Raw genomic sequence first — 22,014 nt, 5'->3', positions numbered from 1 at the left:
TGTCGCACCCGGTACTCTCCGTGTTCCGGACCCGTCCTCAAACTCCGATGAGGGCGGCCACTTCGGGGTTCTTGACCTGCATGACGTCGAGGATGCCGTGGGCACGCAGGAACGGTTTGAGTTCCTTGAGCCGGTCGGCGTGCATGGCGTACTCGCCCGGAAAGTGGTTCCGGTCCAGTGATTCGAGTGCCTTCGCGTAGGTGACGAAGGTGGCCAGCGCGCTCTGCGCGCCCGCCGCCTGCGCGGCCTTGTTCGATTGCAGTCCGACCATCCGTGGGGGCTGGTTCGGCGCACCGCCCGGTGCGGCGTGCCTGCCCTCCGGTTGCGAGGGGTACATCAGTTGACTCCTCTCGATATGGATACCGCGTGCGAGATGGAACGGAGCGAGTGTAGAGACGTCGATCACAGCGCCGCGCGCGGCATCGGAACCGGGCGGTTGCTTTTGTGATGGAAGTGAACCGAGTCAGGGTGCGCGCGAAAAAGCGCTGGGGGTACCTGGGATGATGGCCCTATGCACGGCGCGTCGACTCCCACCACCACGACCCGCGAACAGTTCCATCAGCTGGCCGCGGCGCATCGAGTGGTACCGGTGACCCGAAAGGTGTTGGCGGACTCCGAAACTCCGCTCTCCGCGTACCGCAAGCTGGCCGGCGACCGGGCGGGAACCTTCCTGTTCGAGTCCGCCGAGAACGGGCGATCGTGGTCGCGCTGGTCGTTCATCGGCGCGGGCAGCCCCTCGGCGTTGACCGTGGTGGACGGCGAGGCGGCGTGGCTGGGCAACATCCCGGTCGATGCCCCCTCTGGCGGCGATCCGCTGGTGGCGTTGCACGAGACGCTGCAACTGCTGCGCACCGAGCGGTTGCCCGGCCTGCCACCGCTGACCAGCGGCATGGTCGGCTACCTCGGCTACGACGCGGTCCGGCGCATCGAACGCCTGCCCAACCTGGCCCTCGACGATCTGCAACTGCCCGAGATGGTGCTGCTGCTGGCCACCGACCTGGCCGCGTTCGATCACCACGAGGGCGCGATCACCCTGATCACCAACGCGGTCAACTGGAACGGCACCGCCGAACGGGTCGACGAGGCCTACGACGAGGCGCTGGCCCGCCTGGACCGGATGACCGAGGCCCTGGCGGCCCCCGCGCCCTCCACGGTCTCGGTGTTCGACCAGCCCGACCCGGAGTACCGGCGCAAACGCACCACCGAAGAATTCGGCGCCGGGGTGCGTCGCCTGGTCAAGGAGATCGAGGCGGGCGAGGCGTTCCAGGTGGTGCTCTCGCAGCGCTTCGAGATGGACTACGACGGGGCCCCGCTGGACCTGTACCGCATGCTGCGCGCCTCGAACCCGAGCCCGTACATGTACCTGCTGCACATCCCGGACGGCGACGGCGGCACCGCGTTCTCCATCGTCGGCTCCAGCCCCGAATCGCTGGTGACGGTGAAGGACGGGGTGGCGACGACCCATCCGATCGCGGGCACCCGCTGGCGCGGCGCCACCGAAGAGGACGACATCCTGCTGGAGAAGGGCCTGCTCGCCGACGAGAAGGAGAACGCCGAGCACCTGATGCTCGTCGACCTCGGCCGCAACGATCTCGGGCGGGTCTGCCAGCCGGGCACCGTGCGGGTCACCGAGTATCGGCACATCGAGCGCTACAGCCATGTGATGCACCTGGTTTCGACGGTGTCGGGCCGGCTCGCGCCCGGCAAGAACGCGCTCGACGCGGTGCGCGCCTGCTTCCCCGCGGGCACGCTGTCCGGTGCGCCGAAGGTGCGCGCGATGGAACTCATCGAGGAACTCGAGCCCACCCGGCGCGGCGTCTACGGCGGCGTCGTCGGCTACCTCGACTTCGCCGGCGACGCGGACACCGCGATCGCCATTCGCACCGCGCTGCTGAAGGACGGGACCGCGTACGTGCAAGCGGGCGCGGGGGTGGTCGCCGACTCCGATCCCGAGTACGAGGACGTCGAGGCCCGCAACAAGGCCATGGCGGTGCTGCGCGCGATCGCCTCGGCGAAAACGGTCCGCGCGTTCGGCGCGGAGCCGGACACGACGAACGGCGACACCGCATGAGCGAAGCCGATCCGAGCCGGGCTGCCGCGGATTCGAGCGAAGCCGCCGCGGATTCGAACCAGGCTGCTGCGGATTCGAAGCCCGCCGCCGAAGGCGCGGACGCGGCAGCCGCACCCGGCTCGCGACGCAGGTATCCGATCGGCGCGCTGGTCCTGCTGGCTTTCGCCGCCGCGGCGCTGTGGGGCGCCTCGCGACTGACCTGGGTGACGGTCACCTCCTCCGACGGTCTCACCGAGCCGCGCACCGATCGCCTCAACGGCGGCGTCTGGTTCGGCGCGCTCACGCCGCTGGCGCTGGTGCTGCTCGCGTCCGTCGCGGCGGTGCTGGCCACCCGGGGCTGGCTGCGCCGCGTGCTCGGGGTGCTCATCGCGCTGGTCGCCGCGGTCGCCGCGGTGCCCGCCTTCGCGCTGCTCACCAGCTCCGGCAAGATCGCCGAACGGGCCGCGACGCTGGCCGAACTGCCGGGCAGGGCGCAGGTGGAGCAGGCCACGACCGCACCCCTGCCCGCGGTGCTGGCCCTGCTCGGCGCGGTGGCGGCGTTCGTGGCGGGCGCACTGCTCACCCGGATGCCGCAGGACACCGCGCGCCTGTCCGGCAAGTACGACAACCCGGTGTTCCGGCGCGCGGCGGCCACCGAACAGGTCACTCAGCGCCGCGACGCGCAGGCGGGCACGGAACCGAACTCCGGTCAGCTGTCCGAGCGGGTGCTGTGGGACGCGCTGGACGCGGGCACCGATCCGACCGAAGACGCCGTGACCTCGGACTCGCGACCAGGAGCGGCGGACAAGGGCGAGGCGGGCGGTCGTGCCCGCTGAGATATCCGCGCGCGGCGACTGTGGTGGGCCCCACCTTGCGCGTGGATTGGTTGCCTGGTCCACAACAAGACCCGCCGAAAACGCGGCCGGTACGTCCATTTATTCTTTGTCAGCATCGGTGAGACAGCGCCTGGGGGGATTCTCAGGTAGCAAGTCCGTCTCCCCAGAAAGGATTCGAGCCAGATGACGGTACTCGACTCGATTCTCGACGGGGTCCGCGCGGATGTGGCCGCTCGGGAAGCCCTCCTCGATTTTCAGGCGATCAAGGCGGCCGCAGCGAAGGCGTCGAGCCCGCTCGACGCGCGCGCGGCGCTCCTCGAAGACGGTATCGGCGTCGTCGCCGAGGTGAAGCGGGCCAGCCCCTCCAAAGGCGAACTGGCCGACATCCCGGACCCGGCCAGCCTGGCCAAGGCGTACGAGGACGGCGGCGCGCGGATCATCAGCGTGCTCACGGAGGGTCGCCGCTTCCACGGTTCGCTCGACGACCTCGACGCGGTCCGCGCCACGGTGAGCATCCCGATCCTGCGCAAGGACTTCGTCGTCGGCCCGTACCAGATCCACGAGGCCAGGGCGCACGGCGCCGACGTGATCCTGCTGATCGTCGCGGCGCTGGAGCAGGACGTGCTGTCCTCGCTGATCGACCGCACCGAATCGCTCGGCATGACCGCGCTCGTCGAGGTGCACACCGAGGAAGAGGCCGACCGCGCGCTGGAGGCGGGCGCGTCGGTGATCGGGGTGAACGCGCGCAACCTGAAGACGCTCGAGGTCGACCGCGACGTGTTCGCGCGGATCGCGCCCGGTCTGCCCACCGAGGTCATCCGGATCGCCGAGTCCGGCATCCGCGGCACCGCCGACCTGCTGGCCTACGCCGGCGCGGGCGCCGACGCGGTGCTCGTCGGCGAGGGCCTGGTGACCAGTGGCGATCCGCGTGCGGCGGTGTCCGAGCTGGTGACCGCCGGTACCCACCCGTCCTGCCCGAAGCCCGCGCGGCGGGGCCGGTGACGACGGTGAGCGGTCTACCCGCGGCCAGCGAAGGCGTCGCGCACCGCAGCGCGCACGAGCCCGACACCGGCGGCCACTTCGGCGTCTACGGCGGTCGGCATGTGCCCGAGGCGCTGATGGCGGTCATCGAAGAGGTCACCGCGACCTATGAGAAGTCCCGGCTGGACCCGGACTTCCTGAACGAACTCGATCGGTTGCAGCGGGACTACACCGGGCGGCCGTCGCCGGTGTTCGAGTGCACCCGGCTCGCCGAGCACGCGGGCGGCGCCCGCATCCTGCTCAAGCGCGAAGACCTGAACCACACCGGTTCACACAAGATCAACAACGTGCTCGGTCAGGCGCTGCTCGCCAAGCGGATGGGCAAGACGCGCGTGATCGCGGAGACCGGCGCCGGTCAGCACGGCGTCGCCACCGCCACCGCGTGCGCGCTGCTCGGCCTGGACTGCGTGATCTACATGGGCGCCGTCGACACCGCGCGGCAGGCGCTGAACGTGGCGCGCATGCGTCTGCTCGGCGCCGAGGTGATCTCGGTGACCACCGGTTCGCAGACGCTCAAGGACGCCATCAACGAGGCGCTGCGCGACTGGGTCAGCAACGCCGACGACACCTACTACTGCTTCGGCACGGCCGCGGGCCCGCACCCGTTCCCGATGCTGGTGCGCGACTTCCAGCGCGTCATCGGCCTCGAGGCCCGTGTGCAGGTGCAGGAGTCGACCGGGCAGCTGCCCGACGCGGTCGTCGCCTGCGTCGGCGGCGGCTCCAACGCCATCGGCATCTTCCACGCCTTCATCGACGACGCCGAGGTCCGGCTGATCGGTTACGAGGCGGCCGGTGACGGCGTCGAAACCGGAAGGCACGCAGCCACGTTCACCGGCGGTACGCCGGGTGCGTTCCAGGGCGCGTACTCCTACCTGCTGCAGGACGAGGACGGCCAGACCATCGAGTCGCACTCCATCTCGGCAGGTCTGGACTACCCGGGCGTCGGCCCCGAGCACGCCTACCTCAAGGACATCGGCCGCGCCGAATACCGCCCGGTCACCGACACCGAGGCGATGGACGCGCTGCTGCTGCTCAGCCGCACCGAGGGCATCATCCCGGCGATCGAGTCCGCGCACGCGGTCGCGGGCGCCCTGCAGCTGGGCAAGGAACTCGGCCCCGGCTCGATCATCCTGGTCAACCTCTCCGGGCGCGGTGACAAAGACATGGACACCGCGGCGCGCTGGTTCGGGCTGTTGGATGAAGGGGCTACGCAGTCATGAGCGAACGAAGTGAGCGAATCATGGGCACAGCGTCCATGGCGTCGACGGAGCCGAGCGCCAGCGAGGCGCAGTCGTGAGCCAACAGTCTCGGCTTGCCAATACGTTTGCCGCGGCCCGTGGTGAGGGTCGAGCGGCGCTCATCGGCTACCTGCCCGCGGGCTACCCCGATCTGGCCGGTTCCATCGAGGTCTGCCGCACCATGGTCGAATCCGGTTGCGACATCGTCGAAGTCGGCGTCGCCTACTCCGACCCGGTGATGGACGGCCCGACCATCCAGGCCGCCGCCGATCAGGCGCTGCGCGGCGGGGTGCGGGTGCGCGACGTGTTCTCCGTCGTCGAGGCGATCACCGGGGCCGGTGGCCAGGCGGTCGTCATGAGCTACTGGAATCCGGTGCTGAAGTACGGCGTCGACCGTTTCGCGCGCGATCTCGCCGCCGCGGGCGGCGCCGGAATCATCACGCCCAACCTGATTCCCGACGAAGCCGACGACTGGTTCGTCGCCTCGTCCACACACAACCTGGATCGCATCTTCCTGGTCGCGCCGTCCTCCACCGAGGAGCGCCTGGTGAAGACCTTGGAGGCGTCACGCGGGTTCGTCTACGCGGCGTCGACCATGGGTGTCACCGGTGCGCGTGACGTGGTCTCCTCGGCGGCGCCCGCGCTGTGCGCGCGGATCCGGGCACACTCCGATATCCCGATCGGCGTCGGTCTCGGCGTGCGCTCGGGTGCGCAGGCGGCCGAAATCGCTTCCTACGCAGACGGAGTCATCGTCGGCTCGGCCCTGGTGAGTGCCGCGGGCGAGAGCCTGGACGCGGTGCGCGCGCTGACCGCCGAGCTGGCCGAGGGCGTGCGTTCGGCGACTGTCGCATCGTAGTCCCGAGGGGGTCCGCAGCCGAGTTCTGCGGGCTCCTCGGTGCTCGTCGTCGCGGACGTGACGGCTCCCCAGTAGGCCGCCACGGTGCGGTGGTTCCAGCGCGCTGCGCGATCTCCGCTACGGTGGCCCCGTGACCTTACGAGTCCTGGCGTACATTCCCAGCCCCCCGCAGGGCGTGTGGCACATCGGTCCCTTCCCGCTGCGGGCCTACGCGCTGTGCATCATCCTCGGCATCATCGTCGCCATCTGGTGGGGCGAGCGACGGTGGCGCGCCCGCGGCGGGCAGCCCGGCACCATCCTGGACGTCGCGATGTTCGCGGTACCGTTCGGTCTGGTCGGCGGCCGGTTGTATCACGTCGCCACCGACTGGCAGAAGTACTTCGGCGCCGACGGCGACCCCAAAGCCGCGCTGCAGATCTGGAACGGCGGCCTCGGCATCTGGGGCGCGGTGCTGCTCGGCGGCGTCGGCGCCTGGATCGGCTGCCGGGTGTATCGAATCCCGTTGCCCGCCTTGGGTGACGCGATCGCGCCGCCGATCCTGCTGGCCCAGGCGATCGGCCGGCTCGGCAACTACTTCAACCAGGAGTTGTACGGCCGCACCACCGAATTGCCGTGGGGCCTGGAGATCTACTTCCGCTACGACGACAACCTGAAGCCGGACGCGATGAACGGCGTCTCCAACGGCGTCGTCGACAAGGTCGTGCATCCGACCTTCCTGTACGAACTGCTCTGGAACGTGCTGATCGTCGTGCTGCTCGTGCAGCTGGACAAGCGCTACCGGATCGGGCACGGCCGGCTCTTCGCGCTCTACGTCGCGGGTTACAGCTTCGGCCGCTTCTTCGTCGAGCTGATGCGCGACGACGAGGCCACCAAGATCGCGGGCATCCGCATCAACTCGTTCACCTCCGCGCTCGTATTCCTCGCCGCCATCGCCTATTTCGTGTTCGCGACCAAGGGCCGGGAGACCGCCGAGCAGTTGCAACCCGCGACAGGGCAGCGGCCGTGGCCGTGGCAGCTCGGCGCGTTGCGCGCGGCGGCGGCGTCCGGTGCGGGTGCCGTTGCGCTGAGCAAGGATTCGGCCGACGAGACGACGGCGGACGCGTCCACCGAGTCCGCGGACGAAGCCGCCGCGGGTGAGCCGGATGAGGTTGCCGCGGGCGACGATGCGGCTGGCGACGCCGCCGAGGCCGAGTCGGGTGCGACCGAGGCCGCTTCGACACCCACCGGCAAGGCAGACGGGGCGAGCACCGCGGACGCCGCGGCTGAGACGAGCGAGTCGACCGCCACCGCGCCGGCGTCCACCGGCAAGGCTGCCGAGCAGACAACCGCTGCGGACGCCGCGGCCGAGACGAGCGGGGCGACCGCCACCGACGCCGCCTCGGCGTCCACCGGCAAGGCCACCGCCGAGGGTGCTTCGGACGACTCCGCCGAAGCCGCGTCCGCCGACACCTCCTTGTCGAAGGGCACCTCCGACGACGCCACGGAAACCGGCAAATCCTGACCGTCGCGGTGCCGCTGTGCGTGCGGCGGCACCGCTCACGTCGGAGTGCATCCGCCGCCAGTCGACGGGTCCTGGCAAGTTCTGCGCGGCGCGGTGCCGCTGTGAGTGGGGCGGCACAGCTTCTGTCGGGGTGTACCCGACGTCGTCGGCAGATCCCGGCAAGTCCTGCGCGACATGCCGCCGTGGTCGTGATCGGCACCGCCCACCGTTTGCTCCGAATTCTCCGTGGCGGATAACGGAACCGAGGCACTGGCGATAATTCGGGTGAATGCCCCGAACGGTAAGGGGGCGACAAAATACGTCGGCCCGGCCAGAATGTCTCGTGATCGTCGCGAGCAGCTTCCCGCTCGGCGGCTGGATCCATGCCGGGGGCCGGATGAGGGCGCGCCCCGGACGACTGAGGAGGACATGTCAGTGACCGACCCCTACCAGCAGAACCCCGGTGCAGGCGGCCCGCAGTACGGCCCGCCCGGTACGGGTCCGGACCTGAACAAGCCGCAGGACACCGCAGGCCAGCCGCAGTACGGTCAGCCCGCCGATGCCTATGCGCAGCCCGCTGACCCGTACGCCCAGCCGCAGTACGGTCAGCCCAACCCGTACGGCCAGCAGCCGGGCGGCTACCCGCCCGCCGCCTACGGCCAGCCGCAGGGCTACAACCCGAACGATCCGGAGGCCCCGTTCGGCCGCGACCAGTTCGGTGTGCCGTTCTCCGAAAAGCAGAAGCTGATCGCCGGGCTGTTGCAGATCTTCCTCGGCGCGTTCGGCGTCGGCCGTTTCTACACGGGCTATACCGGCATTGCCATCGCCCAGATCGCGGTCACCTGGCTGACCTGTGGTGTCGGCGGCATCTGGCCGCTCGTCGACGGCATCCTGATGCTGGTCGGCAAGGTGCCCGACAGCGACGGTCGCCCGCTGCGCGACTGAGCCATCCGATCGAGAAGGCGGGCACTTGCGGGTGCCCGCCTTTTCTGTCCGACTTCTCGACGCGCAGACCCGGTTGGACCGTACAACCCTTTGGTTCACCATGATCGATATAGGGTTCTTCGCAGAAATACCGGCGTAGCCTTGGCCGGATTTGCGTGTTGTGTGTGGAGCTCCATACACCGAAGAGAGGGAACCCGTGCGTCGCAAGCTGTTCGCCGCCGCCATGCTCGCCATCGTCGCCGCCACCGGGCTCACCGCCTGTGGCAGCAGCAGCGATCCGAATGTGTTGAAGGTCGGCACCGAAGGCACGTACTCGCCGTTCAGCTTCCAGGGCGCGGACGGCAAGATCACCGGCTACGACGTGGAGGTGATCCAGGCGGTCGGCGAGAAGCTCGGCAAGAAGGTCGAATTCGTGCAGACGCCGTGGGACGCCATCTTCGCGGGCCTCGAGTCCAAGCGGTTCGACCTCGTGGCCAATCAGGTCACGATCAACGACGAGCGCAAGAACAAGTACGCGCTGTCGAGCCCGTACACCACCTCCGACGGCGTTATCGTCACCCGATCGGACAACAACGGCATCACCACGCTGGCCGACCTGAAGGACAAGACCTGCGCTCAATCGGCGACCAGTAACTGGGGCAAGGTCGCGGCGGGCGCGGGCGCGAAGGTCGAAGCGGTGGAGGGTTTCGTGCAGGCCATCCAGCTGCTGAAGAACGGCCGGGTCGACGCCACCGTCAACGACTCCCTCGCCGTCGCCGAGTACACCAAGAAGACCGGTGACAACGGCGTGAAGATCGCGGGTAAGACGGGCGAGACCAGCCAGCAGGCGTTCGCCGCCCGCAAGGGTGACGGGCTGATCACCGATGTCGACAAGGCGCTCACCGAGCTGCGCGCCGACGGCACGCTGGCCAAGATCTCGGACAAGTACTTCGGCACCGACGTCAGCAAGTAGCCGACGCCGTTCATGGATGCCGCCACTCGGGAACTGATCTGGCACAACCTGTGGCCGATGCTGCAGGCCACGGTCAACAAGACGATTCCACTCACCGCGATCAGCTTCGTCATCGGTTTGGCGATCGCGTTGTTCGTGGCGCTGGCCCGGATGTCACCGGTGTGGCCGCTCTCGGCGGCCGCCCGGTTCTACATCTCGATCATTCGGGGTACGCCGCTGCTGGTGCAGCTGTTCATCGTGTTCTACGCGCTGCCGCAGTTCGACATCGTGATCGATCCGTTCCCCGCGGCGGTGATCGCGTTCAGTCTCAACGTCGGTGGTTACGCGGCCGAGATCGTCCGCGCGGCGATCCTCAGCGTGGCGAGAGGCCAGTGGGAGGCCTCGCTCGCGCTCGGCCTGCGCTATCCGCAGATGATGCGGTTGGTCATCCTGCCGCAGGCGTCGCGGATCGCGGTGCCGCCGCTGTCGAACACCTTGATCTCGCTGGTCAAGGACACCTCGCTGGCCTCGACGATCCTGGTCACCGAGCTACTACGAGTCGCGCAGCTGGCCGCGGCCCCGACGTTCGACTTTTTCGCCCTCTACGGTGTGGCTGCGGTCTACTACTGGGTGATCTGCCTGATCCTCGGTTTCGGCCAGACCCGCCTGGAGACCCGGCTGGCCCGGCACGTCGCCACCTGAGCCCCCTTCCTTTCCCGGCTTGGCTGCCCGCGTGCCGAAAGCTAGTTTGGCCGGGATCGGAAGGAGGCGGCGGTGGACGGCTGGTATGCGCTCGAAGCCAGTGCGCCGCATCGTTATCGGGTGCCGTGGGACGACGAGCTGCCGGTGGCAGTGCCGGCCGGGTTGCGCTGGACGAGCATTACTTTCGCGGCTTCCTGATCTACCGGGCGTGGCGCGGGCAGTGGTTTCTGCGGCTCCGGTGGGCGGCGCGGCCGCCGGTGGAAGCGGATCGGCCCGTCGCGTGTGACGACTGCCTGCTCGCGGTCGGACCGATGAACGAAGTCGTCGTCGAGATGCGGCGGACGGTCGACGGCCGGCCGCGCCGATATCGGGTCGCGCGGCGCGGCGCGGCCGATTCCTCTTCGCGCACAGTGCGATTTGATCTCGGCCGGGCGGTCACCGCCGGGGCCGACGAGATATTCGACGTCGAGCAAGCGGGTGCGTTGTTCCTCGGCTACTACCGCGCCGGGACCGTCCCGGACGCGGAATACACACTGCGCGAACTCGATTCCGCCGAAGGACGGACCGAATTCGGTGTGCAGAGCCATGTCCTGACCGTTGACTACGGGTGCTATCGGCCGGTGCTCGCGACGGTCGCCGAGGGTGAATTCGCGGCGCTGCTGCCCGAAGCCGAGGAGGATCCCGAACTCGGCGACGAATCCGCGGTGCTGGTCCTGGCCGCGCTCCCACCGGGCCGGGCCTGGGCGGACCTCGATGACGAGGAGGTCGCTGGGAGTCCCGAGTTTCTGCAAGTCGCCGGGTCGGGCGGTCGCTACCTGGTCGAGTGGCGGCTGTGGGACGGTGCGGAGTATCGGCAGTTCGCGATCGGCCGGCATGCCACCTCGCCCGTCGAAACCGTGCGCGAGTCGCTCCGGCAGTGCGGCGAGTGGATGGGGGAGTTACAGAACCAGCTGGCCGAACTGGCGGTGACGGTGGATCTGATCGACCTCCCTACGACCGAATGGGCCACGATCTCGACCGAGGTCGCGTCCGCCACGATCGTGTCTTCGGATGCGGCCGCGCCGCACCCTGTCCCCGAGCCGTCGACGGACAACACGCCCGCGCCGCCCGACGAGCTGCTGGCGCCGGTCATCCCGCTGCACGCACCCGAACTCGGCGTGGTGGACCAGCACCCGGCAGCCGCCGCCAGGGCGGACCTGTTCATGGTGGACCGGGCCGCGGAGGACAAAGTCATACAGGACCGGGCGGCGGTGGACCTGCCTGTGCAGGACCGGATGGTGGAGGACCGGGCGCTGGTGGACGGGGCCGCAATGGACAGCGTCCCTCAGATCTCCCCATTGCCGACCGCCGACGTCCCGGTCTACTTCGACGATCACGTGGAGTACGTCTACCCGAACGAGGTCTTCGCCCCCGCCGAAGTGGACGTGCTCCTGGTGCACTACACCCGCACCGGCAGGGTCCCGGAACTCGGCTTCAGCTACCGCGAGATCGCTCTCGAACGGTGACGCGGGAGCGTTCGCGAACGCCTCGATTTCACCCGGTTCCGCCTCGCGAATTTCTACCAGCGAGTAACATTTTCCGGCGTCGTTCCAAATACGTACCGCTGGCCTGCGGTGTTGCGCCATTCGTAACAGTTGTAGGTTTCACCAAGTCGCGATCGTTTTTTTCACCCAGCTTTCACCTGGGGCACAGCGGGCTATGGCCACCCGGCGGGACTAGGCTCTACCCGTGATGCGACGGACGAAGATTGTGTGCACGCTCGGCCCGGCTACTGCCACCGAGGACCGTATCCGCGAACTCGTCGAGAGCGGCATGGACGTGGCTCGGCTGAATTTCAGTCACGGCGAACACGCGGATCACGCCGAAAACTACAAGAAGGTGCGGCAGGCTTCCGATCACCTCGGCAGAGCGGTCGGCATTCTGGCCGACCTGCAGGGGCCGAAGATCAGGCTGGGCCGCTTCATCGAGGGCAAGACCGTCTGGGCGACGGGCGAAGAGGTCAGGATCACCGTCGACGACATCGACGGCACGCACGACAGGGTCTCCACCACCTACAAGGAACTCGCCAAGGACGCCAAGCCCGGTGACCGCCTGCTCGTCGACGACGGCAAGGTCGGCCTCACCGTGATCGAGGTCGTCGGCAACGACGTGGTCTGCCGGGTGACCGAAGGCGGCCCCGTCTCGAACAACAAGGGCGTTTCGCTGCCCGGCATGGACGTCTCGGTGCCCGCGCTGTCCGAGAAGGACATCGAGGACCTGGAATTCGCGCTGAAGCTCGGGGTCGACTTCATCGCGCTGTCGTTCGTGCGGTCCCCGTCCGACGTCGAGCTGGTGCACGACGTGATGGACCGGGTCGGCCGCCGGGTGCCGGTGATCGGCAAGCTGGAGAAGCCCGAAGCCATCGACAACCTGGAAGCGATCGTGCTCGCGTTCGACGCGGTCATGGTCGCCCGCGGTGACCTCGGCGTCGAGCTCCCGCTGGAGCAGGTGCCGATCGTGCAGAAGCGGGCCATCCAGATGGCCCGCGAGAACGCGAAGCCGGTGATCGTGGCCACCCAGATGCTGGAGTCGATGATCGAGAACTCGCGCCCCACCCGGGCCGAGGCCTCCGACGTGGCCAATGCGGTGCTCGACGGCGCCGACGCGGTGATGCTCTCCGGCGAGACCTCGGTCGGCGCCTACCCGATCGAGACGGTGCGCACCATGGCGCGCATCGTGCACGCGGTGGAGACCGAGTCGACCCGGGTGCCCCCGTTGACCCACGTGCCGCGCACCAAGCGCGGTGTCATCTCCTACGCGGCTCGCGACATCGGCGAACGGCTCAACGCCAAGGCGCTGGTGGCCTTCACCCAGTCCGGCGACACCGTGCGCCGCCTGGCCCGGCTGCACACCCCGCTGCCGCTGCTGGCGTTCACGCCGCTGCCGGAAGTGCGCAGTCAGCTCGCGCTGACCTGGGGTACGGAAACGTTCATCGTGCCGACGGTGGACAGCACCGACGCTATGATCCACCAGGTCGATGTAGCACTTCTCTCAATGGAGCGATACCAAAAAGGTGATCTGGTGGTAATCGTTGCGGGCTCCCCGCCCGGTACTGTCGGTTCCACTAACCTGATCCACGTACATCGCATCGGCGAGGAGGATCACTAGTCTATGAGCGGGTCTCTCGGTGGAACGGTCGTCGACGCGTCGGCGGCCGGACGGTCTGATCTCGACGTTTTGCTCGGTCTGCTCGATCTGGAGCAGATGGACGAGGACGTGTTCGTCGGTCAGCACCCGGAGAAGGTGTGGAGCCGCACGTTCGGCGGTCAGCTGGTCGCGCAGGCGATCATCGCGGCCGGCCGCACGGTCGGCGACCGGCCCGTGCACGCGATCAACGCGCATTTCGTGCGCGGTGGCGACACGAAGAAGCCGATCGAGTACCGGGTGGACCGGCACCGGGACGGCCGCGCGTTCGCCAACCGCACCGTCACCGCCTACCAGGACGACCAAGAGCTCTTCGTGATGCTGGCGGCGTTCCAGGACTGGAACAAGGGGCTCGAGCACGGACACCCGCTGCCGGAGGTACCCGACCCGGAGACGCTGCCCCGGGTGGAGGAGAGCTTCCAAGGCTTGGAAGACAAGCTGGAGATGTTCATCAAGGCGCCGCATCCGATCGATATGCGCTATACCAACGACCCGGCCTGGATCCTGAAGGGCACGGGGGAGCGGCTCAATCACAACCGGGTGTGGATGCGCACGGACGGGCAGTTGCCAGACGATCCGCTGCTGCACGTGGCGGCGCTGGGCTATTCCTCGGACACCACCGTGCTGGATTCGATCATCACCACGCACGGTCTTTCCTGGGGCCTGGACCGGATCGTCGCCGCGACGGTGAATCATTCGATCTGGTTCCACCGGCCGTTCCGGTTCGACGAGTGGGCGCTCTACGCCACTGAATCCCCGGTGGCGTCGGGTTCGCGCGGCCTGGCCACCGGCCGATTCTTCTCCCGCAGCGGCGAGTTGCTCGCCACTACCGTGCAGGAGGGCCTGATCCGGCACTTCCCGGCGCGCTCGACCACCACCGCGGGCTGAACCCATCGTTGTGCCCGGCGACCCGAAAACGCCGGGCACAGCGGGAGTTGCCTGATAGCAGTCAGATTCGCTCGCGCTCGGTGTCGAGATCGACATCGGCGCGTTCCATGGCGCGGATCGTGAACGGAATGCCGCCGCCGGGCTCGCTGTGTGCGACGCCGGAGATCCCTTGCCGCAGTTGCTGTTCCAGTCGCGCCATCGCGGCGTCGGTGAGTTCGGCGCGGGCGCCGACCAGGCTGAGCGCGATCTCGTAGGCGCCGCGGTCGCCCGGGTCCTGCTCGGGATGCGCCGCACGCCACTGGGTTTCGAGGGCCTCGTGGACCGGGTCGTCGGTGTCCACCGGCAGGGTGAAGCGCCACGCGAACACCTCCCGATCCTGGAGATGCTCGTCGACCACCGCGCGGACGGTCTCGACGACGCGTTCGAGGGTTTCCGATGTCACATACACATGGAGCGAAACATCCGAAATGCGTTTCGGCATGTCTGATTCCTGTCGTGTGTCGAACCAGCAACGGCGGAAGTTGTTGTCCGCGGGAGTGTAATCCCTCGCGCCCGGAAATGGACATAGCAGCCCTGCATTGCTGTGTCGAACTGCGCAATTGCCGCGGTCTGCGCGCTTATCGGCGGTGTGCGGCGAGGAAAGAAGCCAGCGGCGCGGTTTCCAGGCGCGGCTCGATGATCAGGCCGGACAGTTCGGGGCCGGCCGGGCGCGGCTGCTCGTGCGGAGCCAACGCGAGGATCAACGGCACCAGTGCTTCGGCGATCCGGTCGCCCACCTCGCAGTAGGCCTGCTCGGACAGGCCGATCGGGTCGGCGATGTTCTCCCGGCCGACCAGCGCGAGATCGTTGCGCGCACGGTGCAGTTCGGCGATCGAGCGCGCGCCCGTCACGTGCGCGATGCGGTGCGCCTCCAGCAGCGTGAAGGTGCGGGCGGCCACCCCGAAGCCCATCTCGCTCACCTGGTCTCGGATCTGCTGGGTCATCGTGAGGACCAGATCGGCGTTGTCCACCATTTCCGGCTTCAGCCGGCGTGCCTTGAACTCGCTCGCGTCGGCGCCCAGGCCCTCGATCGCCTGTGCGGCCAGCGGTTCGACCGGAAAGCCCACCAGTGCACGGGTTCCCGCGCTCTCGGCGGTCAAATTCGGCAGCGCGTGTTCGACGGCGAGAGCGCGGGTGACGCGCTCGGCAATCACCGAACGGCAAACATTGCCGTTGCAGACGAACAGGACGTGCATAGGGATACGGTAAACGTTCGAATACACCGTGGATGTCCGAAAACCTCCGAATTCGGCTACCTGGACGAGTGTTCATCTGCGGGTCGAGCGCCGTACACGAACTGCGCCGCACAAAGTCTCGGATCGAGATGTGCGCCGCATTCATCGGATGATCATGTGCAACTGTGTTCTCCTGCACTTACCCCACCCATGGCGTATCGAAACACATCGTTGTGATTGCCTCGTGATCGGAGTGGTCGTTAGTCGAATTCGTTGCCGTAGAGCGTCTTCTCGTCCACCACGGGCGCGACCTTGGCGGGCTCGTCGTACACCCGGCCGCGGGTGCTGAACATCCGGCCGCGCGAGTCGACCACCGGCGCGAACCGCGCCATCCCCGTCGGCCGCGCCATATCGTCGTACATCGCGTCGATGCCGCCGCGCATGAAGTAGGCCTCGTGCCAGAACCCCGCGCCGCCGGAGTCGCGCAGAAACCGGTGCCACCACTCGCGGTGCGGGTCGGACCGGGTCCAGCGCTCCAGGCTGTCCAGATCGCGCCAGTACTGGCGGGCGCCCCAGTGCGGCGGGAACAGCGACCAGATCACGTCTTCGTGCAGCAGTAGCCCGTCCGGCCGATCCTGGTGCGAGCGATACAGTTTCGGGCCGAGCCCGAGCAGCCGCAGCAGGCCGCGTGGCTTGTGCACCCGCATCCCCAGGTAGATGACCACCAGATCCGGATAATCCCGCAGATCGACCGTCGTCCTGTGCACCCGCATCGCAACCTCCGCTGACTCGGGCCTCCTATCACCCTATGCGTTGAATACGAGACGCATGAGCGATCAGTTCAGATCGGGCCGCGGTGCTCGCGGAAAGCCCTGGCGGCCCGGCGTGGCGCGTCGGCGGTTGCGCGGTCCTGTCGGTGCGCACCGCTAATCTGCGGAGATGGCCACACCGGACGCGGCACTGCGCCGCCTGCTGCGCGATATCGGAAAGCTCTTGCAGCCGTACGGGTTCGAGGGCTCCGAGCCCAGCTGGGTACGGGTCGAAGAAGGCGGTGTGGCGGTGGTCGGCCGCACCAGGGCGCTGCGGTCCTGGACCGACGGGCAGCAGGTGCTGCGCTTCGGTTTGAGCCTGCGCGTCACGCCGATCGCATGGTGGGAATTCGGCAATTGGCGCGCCGCGCAACTGGGCCGCGCGCCCAGTCCGCTCGAGGCGGCCACCGGTCCCGATCTGATCGCCGACGGCCTGCCCGAATCCGTGACGGCGTTGTGGTCGCTGCGGACCGAACCCGACCAGCCGGGCCAGGTGCAGAGCGGCGATGTCGAGGTCATCCGCGCCGAGCTACCGCGTCGCGTGCACGCCTACGCCCGCCGCGCCCGCCAACTCCTGGAGCCCGACCGCTACCTCGACGAATTACTGGCCCAGCCCGACCGGCAGGTCGCGACCTGGGAGGCGATCACCGTCCTGCTCGCGGAGCGCGGACCCACCCCGGAACTCGACGACGCACTCGACCAGTTGCGCGCCCTCGCCCCGTCGGCCCACACCGACGAGGTCCTCGCCTACGCCCGCTCCCGAGCTGCCGTCGCCTGAGCTGGTCGAGAACGCCCGAATGACGCATCGGGCGGCGCGAGTGTTCGGGCGCTTCGCCTGTGGTCCAGTGAACAACGCCGGCGGTAGCGCGGTGTTCGGGTGGTTCGTTCGTACGCCCGCGCGCCCTGCGCACATCCCAGCCTCGCGCGCACATCTCAGCGCCCCGCGCACGAAACAGCCGAACAAATCGCGCGCAGCTCGACAAAACATGCGCGGCGCAACGACGATGCCGGTGTTCGGCCGATCTGCCCGCGCTTCGATGGTTGTTGCCACGCGTGGTAGCTGCCGTCTGATCAGCACGCTGCTTCGATAGGCGGGAGTTGCGTCTGGTCCCTGCGGTGTTCGGGCAGTTGTCGACTCGACTGTTCGCCATCGTGCGGCGTAGCCCTGCCGTGGCTGCTTCGAGGTTGGCCACGAGATTGCTACCCCCGGCGAACGGGCGGGGTGCAGGCGCGAACTATCATGGACGAGCTGCGGCATCGCTCGTCGAGGGGTGTCGCGCGGCGGTGGGGCCCGCCGTACCCGAACCGCGGCGACGTTGCCGACAACGGTCCCTGCTTGTGATGGCATGCGCCCGCGGCGGGCGCTACACGAGTGGGAGCCTCGGCATGACGACAACGGGTACCGGCTGCACACAGACCGATATCGATCCCGATCTGTTCGATCCCGCGACGCTACGCGCCAGAGTGAGTGCGCAGGCGCCGATCTTGGCGGTCATCGCGCTCGGCGGTGGGCTCGGCGCCGCCCTGCGCTACGGCGCGACTCTGATCTGGCCGACCGCCCCAGGAGCGTTCCCGGTCACCACGATGGTCGTCAACGTCACCGGGTGTGCGGCCATGGGGGTCTTCATGGTGCTGATCACCGAGGCGTGGACCGCGCCCCCGCTGCTGCGCCCTTTCGTCGGGACCGGCATCCTCGGCGGCTACACCACGTTCTCCACCTACGCCGCAGACAGCGACCACCTCATCCAAAACGGTAGTCCGGCAGTCGGTTTGGCTGTATTGGTGGCCACGCCGGTGGCGGCCCTCATCGCGATCTGGACCGCCGCCGGGCTCGCCAGGCGGTTCGTCGGTGTCGGTGCACGGCGTGTCGCGCTCGAGGTCCAGGTCACCGAGCCGGAGGATCCGCAGTGAACTGGGCCCTCGTCGTCGGCGCCGCGATGGTCGGGGCGCCGGTGCGCTATCTCACCGACCGGTTCGTGCAGAGCCGGCACGACAGCCTGTTCCCATGGGGCACGCTCGCGGTGAACACCGTCGGCTGTCTGATCCTCGGCTTTCTCACCGCGACGGTGAGCACCGATTCGCATCTGCAACTGCTGGTCGGCACCGGCTTCTGCGGTGCGCTGACCACCTACTCGACCTTTACGTTCGAGTCGGTCCAGCTGGCCCGCAATCACGCCCGCTTCTACGCCGTCGCCAACATCGTCGGCAGCATCATCACCGGGCTGGGCGCGATCTTCCTCGGATCGGCACTCGCCCAGGCCATTTGGGGCTGAGCCGGCTCAGGCGCCGGGCTTGTGCTCGGCGATCTGGATGAGGTTGCCGCAGGTGTCGTCGAGGACGGCGGTGGTGACGGTGCCATGGTCCAGCGGCGCCTGGGTGAACCGCACGCCGAGCCCGCGCAGCCGCTCGTACTCGGCGTGGATGTCGTCGACGGCGAAGGACGTGAACGGGATGCCGTCCTCGACCAGCGCGTTCTTGAACGGGCGCGCCGCCGGATGGGCATCGGGTTCCAGCAGCAGTTCGACGCCGTCAGGGGCCTGCGGGGAGACGACGGTCAGCCAGCTGTACTCGCCGACCGGCACGTCCTGCTTCTTCACGAAGCCGAGTTTCTCGGTATAGAAGCGCAGTGCTTTGGCCTGATCGTCGACCCACACACTGGTGACGTTGATGCGCATGTCCTACTCCTTCGTCCAGCGATCGGTGAGATTTCGCAGCGGTTCTCGGTTCAGAAAGTGGAACTTGTACCGGCCCTCCCGGCTCGCGGTCACCAGCCCGGCGACCGCGAGCACCTCCAGATGCTGGGAAATCGCCTGCCTGCTCGACGACATCCCGTGTCGCATCGTCAGCCGTCCGCAGAGTTCGAACAGCGTCTGACCGTCGCGCTCGGCGAGTTCGTCGAGGATCACTCGGCGCGTGGGATCGGCCAGCGCCTTGAACACCTCGGCAGAGTCGGTACCTTCGCTCACGCCCTCACTATAGGCAAGTAAATGCTTGCATGTCACGTCCATCGGCGAAACGTGCTGCCGACCGGTACGCGGGTCGAGCCGGATGGCATGTGTCGCCGCTCAGCTCGTCACCAGGTCCATGCGGAGGAATTCGGTGATGCGGAGCAGCTTCGGCGGGCGACTCACCTCCTTCGAAAGCGCTTGGAACGCTTCGGCTTCGCCGATCAGGCGGGGAGCCCCGAGTTGCAGGTCCCGGCCGTCGATGCGCAGCCCGGCGTGACCGGCTTTCAGGATGTTCTGCACCCAGTCCGCACCCGATCCGTAGACCAGGATGAACAGGTAGCCGCCCTCGACCGGATGGGCGTCCAGCGGTGTGCGGTAGGTCGCGCCCGAGGTGCGTCCGACATGGGTCAGCACCGGCCACTTCCCGCTCGCGACGGCGCGTGGATTGAACACCCGCTTGTTCACGTGTCCCCACCATTTCGGCATCGGCATCGGAGTCTCCTTCACTTGCTGCCTTACGTGCGTAAGACTGGCTTACACTTGTAAGGTAGGCTTACGCGCGTAAGGCTGTCAACCATCTGTTTTCGAGGAGCCGCCATGTCCCGACCGCCGCTACCGCTCAGCAGAGACCGCGTCCTCGAGGCCGCGGTCCAGGTCGCCGACCGCGGTGGGGCGGAAGCGATCACCATGCGCCGAGTGGCGCAGGAGCTGGGCGTCGAGGCGATGTCGCTCTACCACCACGTGCCCAACAAGGACGCCATCCTCGACGGCGTCGTCGACACCGTGTTCGCCGCGATCGACCTGCCGGACACCGCGCAGCCGGACTGGCGCGACGCCCTCCGCACGCGCGCATACTCCGCCCGTAAGGTCCTGTCGCAACACCGCTGGGCCCTCGGCCTCCTGGACTCCCGGCGCAATCCCGGCCCCGCCACGCTGCGCCACCACGACGCCGTCCTCGGCGTGCTCCGCAACGCCGGATTCACCCTCCCGACCGCCGCGCACGCGGTGTCCCTGATCGACAGCTACATCGGCGGCTACGTCCTCCAGGAAGCGAATCTTCCCGCGGCGACCCCCGGTGATGTCGAAACCGTCGCAGGCGGCATCCTCGACCACCTACCCGATGACCTGCCGTACCTGCGCGAGATGATCGTCGACCACGCCCTGCGCCCCGGCTACGACCACACCGCCGAATTCACCTACGGCCTCGACCTCATTCTCGACGCCCTGGAAGCCAAGCGCGCGTAGGCCTTTCGGCGGCCCTGCGTCACTCGCTACGCCGCCCCGGCTGGGCGCCCTGCGTTCGATCCCGCACGTATCCAGATCGCCGATCTATCACTTGACCAGCTCGCCGCCGCGCTCTGGCGTGGCCTGGATCGGCAGTGCGTGAGGTCATCGGACTGCTGTGGGCTCCGGATCCGACGCGCTGGTGTCGACTCCGTGGTGGATCGCCGCCCAGGCGAGGTCAGCTGTCGGAGGTGAGCTGGCCTTCGGCGAGGTAGGTGTCCACCGGTGCGCCCTGCTCGTCATCGATTGTCACCAGGTACCAGGGGCTGGAGCGCACGTCCGGGTTGAGGGTGAGCCCGTTGTCGTCGTGCGCGGGCGTGTATTCGAGGTCGACCTCCACGACGATGCCGTGCCTGCCGAGGGAGACGTGCCGAACCCGATCACCGACACCGAACTTGGCTTCCGACATGCTGCACGCTCCTTCGTTCCCGCAATCGCCACTGTATCCGGTGTGCCCCCAACGAGATTGCCCAATCCACCCCACTCGACGCGTCCACGTGGAAGCAGGGCCGACCCCCACCGCAGGCATGCAGCCTAACCGCCGGCCCCGCCCCCACTCGGTAACCGAGCCCCCTACACGCCCCCACCCCACCAAGATCAACGATCACCCGACGACCCCCTAGGCGCCACCCTTATATAAGGACCACCACCCCGATCCGAGTCCACCGCCGACCCGAGCCGCCACCACAGCGAGTGGCCCGTCCAACCGCGCCGGTCCAGCCCGCACCGAACAGGACCAGACCTGTTGCCTGGCCGCGCCGGCATCCAGGCCGCGTCCCCGCAAGCGTGTCCGCCCTGGACAGAGTGCTGCGAGCCGCACCTCACCCGGAGTGATGACGAGCAACCACGCCCCGCCTGCCCCCTGCTCAACTACGGCAGCAATGTGCGCGGGGAACCGAGCGAACCGCAACCCATCCACCCCACGCACCCACGGCAAAGCGTTCGGGGGGCGAAGCCCTGCCGGGCGGGTCCTGAGAGTTGAACCCGGCGTTATAACGAGCGAACCCCGGCCCGCACCTCCCACCTAACGTGCCCACGGCCACGGGAGTTCGAGGGCGAAGCCCTGCCGGGCGGGTCCTGAGGGTTGAACCCGGCGTTATAACGAGCGAACCCCGGCCCGCACCTCCCACCTAACGTGCCCACGGCCACGGGGGTTCGGGGGCGAAGCCCCGCTGAGCGGGTCCTGGGGGTTGAACCCCGGCGTTATAACGAGCGAACCCTGGCCCGCACTTCCCCACCTAACGTGCCCACGGCAAGGGGGGTTCGGGGGGCGAAGCCCCGCCGAGCGGGGCACGGGGGTCGCACCCCCGGGTGAAATGACGAGCGACCCCGGCCCGCGCCTTCCGCGGACAGGGGTCGCCCAGAGCGAGTGCCGAGTGTGGGACTCGAACCCACACGTCCTTTCGGACAACGGTTTTTGAGATTGTCCCTCTCGACGTTTGCAGGAATGGGCGGGCGTGGGCTCTCGTAGCTAGCGCCCGCTGACCTGCTTTTTTGATCGTTGGTGGCGTTGGTCGGATGGGGCTGGTTGGGGGACTGCTGCGGACCCTCTGCGGACTGCCCTTCGCGGATAGGTTGTCTATCCGCCCTGTCACCTAGACTTCCCCGG

General features: G+C 68.2%; 24 protein-coding genes. 16 read left to right on the top strand and 8 right to left on the bottom strand.

What is annotated here, in order from left to right; all coding sequences use genetic code 11:
* Positions 1-37: 37 nt before the first annotated feature.
* Positions 38-337, bottom strand: coding sequence for a hypothetical protein (locus NBRGI_RS38380; RefSeq protein WP_029902479.1), 300 nt, complete (start codon positions 335-337; stop codon positions 38-40).
* 174 nt (positions 338-511) lie between these two features.
* On the opposite strand from NBRGI_RS38380, the gene NBRGI_RS38375 reads away from it, so the two are divergent.
* From NBRGI_RS38375 to NBRGI_RS38320, 12 genes are all read left to right on the top strand, one after another.
* A complete protein-coding gene (locus tag NBRGI_RS38375) occupies positions 512-2,071 on the top strand; it encodes an anthranilate synthase component I (protein ID WP_029902477.1) in 1,560 nt (519 codons plus the stop codon).
* Positions 2,068-2,886: a TIGR02234 family membrane protein gene (locus NBRGI_RS38370; RefSeq protein ID WP_200882281.1), complete on the top strand. Its 819-nt coding sequence runs from the start codon at positions 2,068-2,070 to the stop codon at positions 2,884-2,886. Before NBRGI_RS38375 ends, NBRGI_RS38370 begins: the two co-directional genes overlap by 4 nt.
* A gap of 183 nt (positions 2,887-3,069) precedes the next feature.
* The gene (gene trpC / locus NBRGI_RS38365; RefSeq protein ID WP_029902473.1) at positions 3,070-3,888 is read left to right on the top strand and encodes an indole-3-glycerol phosphate synthase TrpC; all 819 of its coding nucleotides are present in this window, start codon (positions 3,070-3,072) and stop codon (positions 3,886-3,888) included.
* Positions 3,885-5,147: a tryptophan synthase subunit beta gene (gene trpB / locus NBRGI_RS38360; protein ID WP_029902471.1), complete on the top strand. Its 1,263-nt coding sequence runs from the start codon at positions 3,885-3,887 to the stop codon at positions 5,145-5,147. The genes trpC and trpB overlap by 4 nt, the downstream gene beginning before the upstream one ends.
* 73 nt (positions 5,148-5,220) lie before the next feature.
* Positions 5,221-6,021 carry a tryptophan synthase subunit alpha gene (gene trpA / locus NBRGI_RS38355; protein ID WP_014983300.1) on the top strand — a complete coding sequence of 267 codons (801 nt, stop codon included), beginning with the start codon at positions 5,221-5,223 and terminating at the stop codon, positions 6,019-6,021.
* Between the two features lie 130 nt (positions 6,022-6,151).
* Positions 6,152-7,522, top strand: coding sequence for a prolipoprotein diacylglyceryl transferase (gene lgt, locus NBRGI_RS38350; protein WP_029902468.1), 1,371 nt, complete (start codon positions 6,152-6,154; stop codon positions 7,520-7,522).
* A 408-nt stretch (positions 7,523-7,930) separates the two neighbouring features.
* Positions 7,931-8,446 (top strand): TM2 domain-containing protein, encoded by a 516-nt coding sequence (locus NBRGI_RS38345; protein ID WP_228833366.1) that lies wholly within the window; start codon positions 7,931-7,933, stop codon positions 8,444-8,446.
* Positions 8,447-8,642: 196 nt separating this feature from the next.
* The gene (locus NBRGI_RS48585; RefSeq protein WP_172595780.1) at positions 8,643-9,398 is read left to right on the top strand and encodes an amino acid ABC transporter substrate-binding protein; all 756 of its coding nucleotides are present in this window, start codon (positions 8,643-8,645) and stop codon (positions 9,396-9,398) included.
* 12 nt (positions 9,399-9,410) lie between these two features.
* Positions 9,411-10,079 carry an amino acid ABC transporter permease gene (locus NBRGI_RS48580; RefSeq protein ID WP_029902463.1) on the top strand — a complete coding sequence of 223 codons (669 nt, stop codon included), beginning with the start codon at positions 9,411-9,413 and terminating at the stop codon, positions 10,077-10,079.
* 125 nt (positions 10,080-10,204) lie between these two features.
* The gene (locus tag NBRGI_RS38330) at positions 10,205-11,584 is read left to right on the top strand and encodes a hypothetical protein (protein WP_029902461.1); all 1,380 of its coding nucleotides are present in this window, start codon (positions 10,205-10,207) and stop codon (positions 11,582-11,584) included.
* A 223-nt stretch (positions 11,585-11,807) separates the two neighbouring features.
* On the top strand, positions 11,808-13,226 hold the full coding sequence (gene pyk / locus NBRGI_RS38325; RefSeq protein ID WP_029902459.1) for a pyruvate kinase: 1,419 nt from the start codon (positions 11,808-11,810) through the stop codon (positions 13,224-13,226).
* A 3-nt stretch (positions 13,227-13,229) separates the two neighbouring features.
* On the top strand, positions 13,230-14,150 hold the full coding sequence (locus NBRGI_RS38320) for an acyl-CoA thioesterase (RefSeq protein WP_029902456.1): 921 nt from the start codon (positions 13,230-13,232) through the stop codon (positions 14,148-14,150).
* Positions 14,151-14,211: 61 nt separating this feature from the next.
* Here the strand turns inward: NBRGI_RS38320 and NBRGI_RS38315 are convergent, their stop codons facing one another.
* The 3 genes from NBRGI_RS38315 to NBRGI_RS38305 all read right to left on the bottom strand — a co-directional run bounded on the left by NBRGI_RS38315 (position 14,212) and on the right by NBRGI_RS38305 (position 16,137).
* The gene (locus tag NBRGI_RS38315; RefSeq protein WP_235211251.1) at positions 14,212-14,592 is read right to left on the bottom strand and encodes a hypothetical protein; all 381 of its coding nucleotides are present in this window, start codon (positions 14,590-14,592) and stop codon (positions 14,212-14,214) included.
* Positions 14,593-14,767: 175 nt separating this feature from the next.
* Positions 14,768-15,385, bottom strand: coding sequence for an arsenate reductase/protein-tyrosine-phosphatase family protein (locus NBRGI_RS38310; protein ID WP_029902453.1), 618 nt, complete (start codon positions 15,383-15,385; stop codon positions 14,768-14,770).
* A gap of 239 nt (positions 15,386-15,624) precedes the next feature.
* Positions 15,625-16,137 (bottom strand): phenylacetaldoxime dehydratase family protein, encoded by a 513-nt coding sequence (locus NBRGI_RS38305; RefSeq protein WP_029902451.1) that lies wholly within the window; start codon positions 16,135-16,137, stop codon positions 15,625-15,627.
* 166 nt (positions 16,138-16,303) lie between these two features.
* On the opposite strand from NBRGI_RS38305, the gene NBRGI_RS38300 reads away from it, so the two are divergent.
* The 3 genes from NBRGI_RS38300 to crcB all read left to right on the top strand — a co-directional run bounded on the left by NBRGI_RS38300 (position 16,304) and on the right by crcB (position 18,446).
* A complete protein-coding gene (locus tag NBRGI_RS38300; RefSeq protein ID WP_029902449.1) occupies positions 16,304-16,951 on the top strand; it encodes a hypothetical protein in 648 nt (215 codons plus the stop codon).
* A gap of 608 nt (positions 16,952-17,559) precedes the next feature.
* Entirely contained in the window at positions 17,560-18,084 is a 525-nt protein-coding gene (locus tag NBRGI_RS38295; protein ID WP_029902447.1) for a fluoride efflux transporter FluC, read from the top strand.
* Positions 18,081-18,446 carry a fluoride efflux transporter CrcB gene (crcB, locus tag NBRGI_RS38290; protein ID WP_029902446.1) on the top strand — a complete coding sequence of 122 codons (366 nt, stop codon included), beginning with the start codon at positions 18,081-18,083 and terminating at the stop codon, positions 18,444-18,446. Before NBRGI_RS38295 ends, crcB begins: the two co-directional genes overlap by 4 nt.
* Positions 18,447-18,452: 6 nt before the next feature.
* Here the strand turns inward: crcB and NBRGI_RS38285 are convergent, their stop codons facing one another.
* The 3 genes from NBRGI_RS38285 to NBRGI_RS38275 all read right to left on the bottom strand — a co-directional run bounded on the left by NBRGI_RS38285 (position 18,453) and on the right by NBRGI_RS38275 (position 19,613).
* A complete protein-coding gene (locus tag NBRGI_RS38285; RefSeq protein WP_029902444.1) occupies positions 18,453-18,848 on the bottom strand; it encodes a VOC family protein in 396 nt (131 codons plus the stop codon).
* A 3-nt stretch (positions 18,849-18,851) separates the two neighbouring features.
* On the bottom strand, positions 18,852-19,139 hold the full coding sequence (locus tag NBRGI_RS38280; RefSeq protein ID WP_029902442.1) for an ArsR/SmtB family transcription factor: 288 nt from the start codon (positions 19,137-19,139) through the stop codon (positions 18,852-18,854).
* A 99-nt stretch (positions 19,140-19,238) separates the two neighbouring features.
* Positions 19,239-19,613: a nitroreductase/quinone reductase family protein gene (locus tag NBRGI_RS38275; protein WP_029902440.1), complete on the bottom strand. Its 375-nt coding sequence runs from the start codon at positions 19,611-19,613 to the stop codon at positions 19,239-19,241.
* A gap of 105 nt (positions 19,614-19,718) precedes the next feature.
* On the opposite strand from NBRGI_RS38275, the gene NBRGI_RS38270 reads away from it, so the two are divergent.
* Complete coding sequence (locus NBRGI_RS38270) at positions 19,719-20,366, top strand: TetR/AcrR family transcriptional regulator C-terminal domain-containing protein (protein ID WP_029902438.1); 648 nt, start codon at positions 19,719-19,721, stop codon at positions 20,364-20,366.
* A 217-nt stretch (positions 20,367-20,583) separates the two neighbouring features.
* Here the strand turns inward: NBRGI_RS38270 and hspQ are convergent, their stop codons facing one another.
* On the bottom strand, positions 20,584-20,814 hold the full coding sequence (gene hspQ / locus NBRGI_RS38265; RefSeq protein WP_014983318.1) for a heat shock protein HspQ: 231 nt from the start codon (positions 20,812-20,814) through the stop codon (positions 20,584-20,586).
* Between the last annotated feature and the right edge of the window lie 1,200 nt (positions 20,815-22,014).

The sequence above is a fragment of the Nocardia brasiliensis IFM 10847 genome, assembly GCF_000710915.1.
In the GTDB taxonomy this organism is placed as follows: domain Bacteria; phylum Actinomycetota; class Actinomycetes; order Mycobacteriales; family Mycobacteriaceae; genus Nocardia; species Nocardia brasiliensis_A.
Note: the sequence above shows the minus strand (reverse complement) of the source record. Positions and strands in the feature narration are given on the sequence as shown.

Excerpts from the sequence above, each read along its gene's own strand:
- NBRGI_RS38300 (WP_029902449.1), top strand. The coding sequence starts at position 16,304 with ATGGCCACACCGGACGCGGCACTGCGCCGCCTGCTGCGCGATATCGGA.
- NBRGI_RS38345 (WP_228833366.1), top strand. The coding sequence starts at position 7,931 with ATGTCAGTGACCGACCCCTACCAGCAGAACCCCGGTGCAGGCGGCCCG.
- NBRGI_RS38275 (WP_029902440.1), bottom strand. The coding sequence starts at position 19,613 with ATGCCGATGCCGAAATGGTGGGGACACGTGAACAAGCGGGTGTTCAAT.
- NBRGI_RS38305 (WP_029902451.1), bottom strand. The coding sequence starts at position 16,137 with ATGCGGGTGCACAGGACGACGGTCGATCTGCGGGATTATCCGGATCTG.
- NBRGI_RS38380 (WP_029902479.1), bottom strand. The coding sequence starts at position 337 with ATGTACCCCTCGCAACCGGAGGGCAGGCACGCCGCACCGGGCGGTGCG.
- NBRGI_RS38375 (WP_029902477.1), top strand. The coding sequence starts at position 512 with ATGCACGGCGCGTCGACTCCCACCACCACGACCCGCGAACAGTTCCAT.
- NBRGI_RS38295 (WP_029902447.1), top strand. The coding sequence starts at position 17,560 with ATGACGACAACGGGTACCGGCTGCACACAGACCGATATCGATCCCGAT.
- NBRGI_RS48580 (WP_029902463.1), top strand. The coding sequence starts at position 9,411 with ATGGATGCCGCCACTCGGGAACTGATCTGGCACAACCTGTGGCCGATG.
- NBRGI_RS38285 (WP_029902444.1), bottom strand. The coding sequence starts at position 18,848 with ATGCGCATCAACGTCACCAGTGTGTGGGTCGACGATCAGGCCAAAGCA.
- NBRGI_RS38310 (WP_029902453.1), bottom strand. The coding sequence starts at position 15,385 with ATGCACGTCCTGTTCGTCTGCAACGGCAATGTTTGCCGTTCGGTGATT.
- hspQ (WP_014983318.1), bottom strand. The coding sequence starts at position 20,814 with ATGTCGGAAGCCAAGTTCGGTGTCGGTGATCGGGTTCGGCACGTCTCC.
- trpC (WP_029902473.1), top strand. The coding sequence starts at position 3,070 with ATGACGGTACTCGACTCGATTCTCGACGGGGTCCGCGCGGATGTGGCC.
- NBRGI_RS38270 (WP_029902438.1), top strand. The coding sequence starts at position 19,719 with ATGTCCCGACCGCCGCTACCGCTCAGCAGAGACCGCGTCCTCGAGGCC.
- NBRGI_RS38320 (WP_029902456.1), top strand. The coding sequence starts at position 13,230 with ATGAGCGGGTCTCTCGGTGGAACGGTCGTCGACGCGTCGGCGGCCGGA.
- NBRGI_RS38370 (WP_200882281.1), top strand. The coding sequence starts at position 2,068 with ATGAGCGAAGCCGATCCGAGCCGGGCTGCCGCGGATTCGAGCGAAGCC.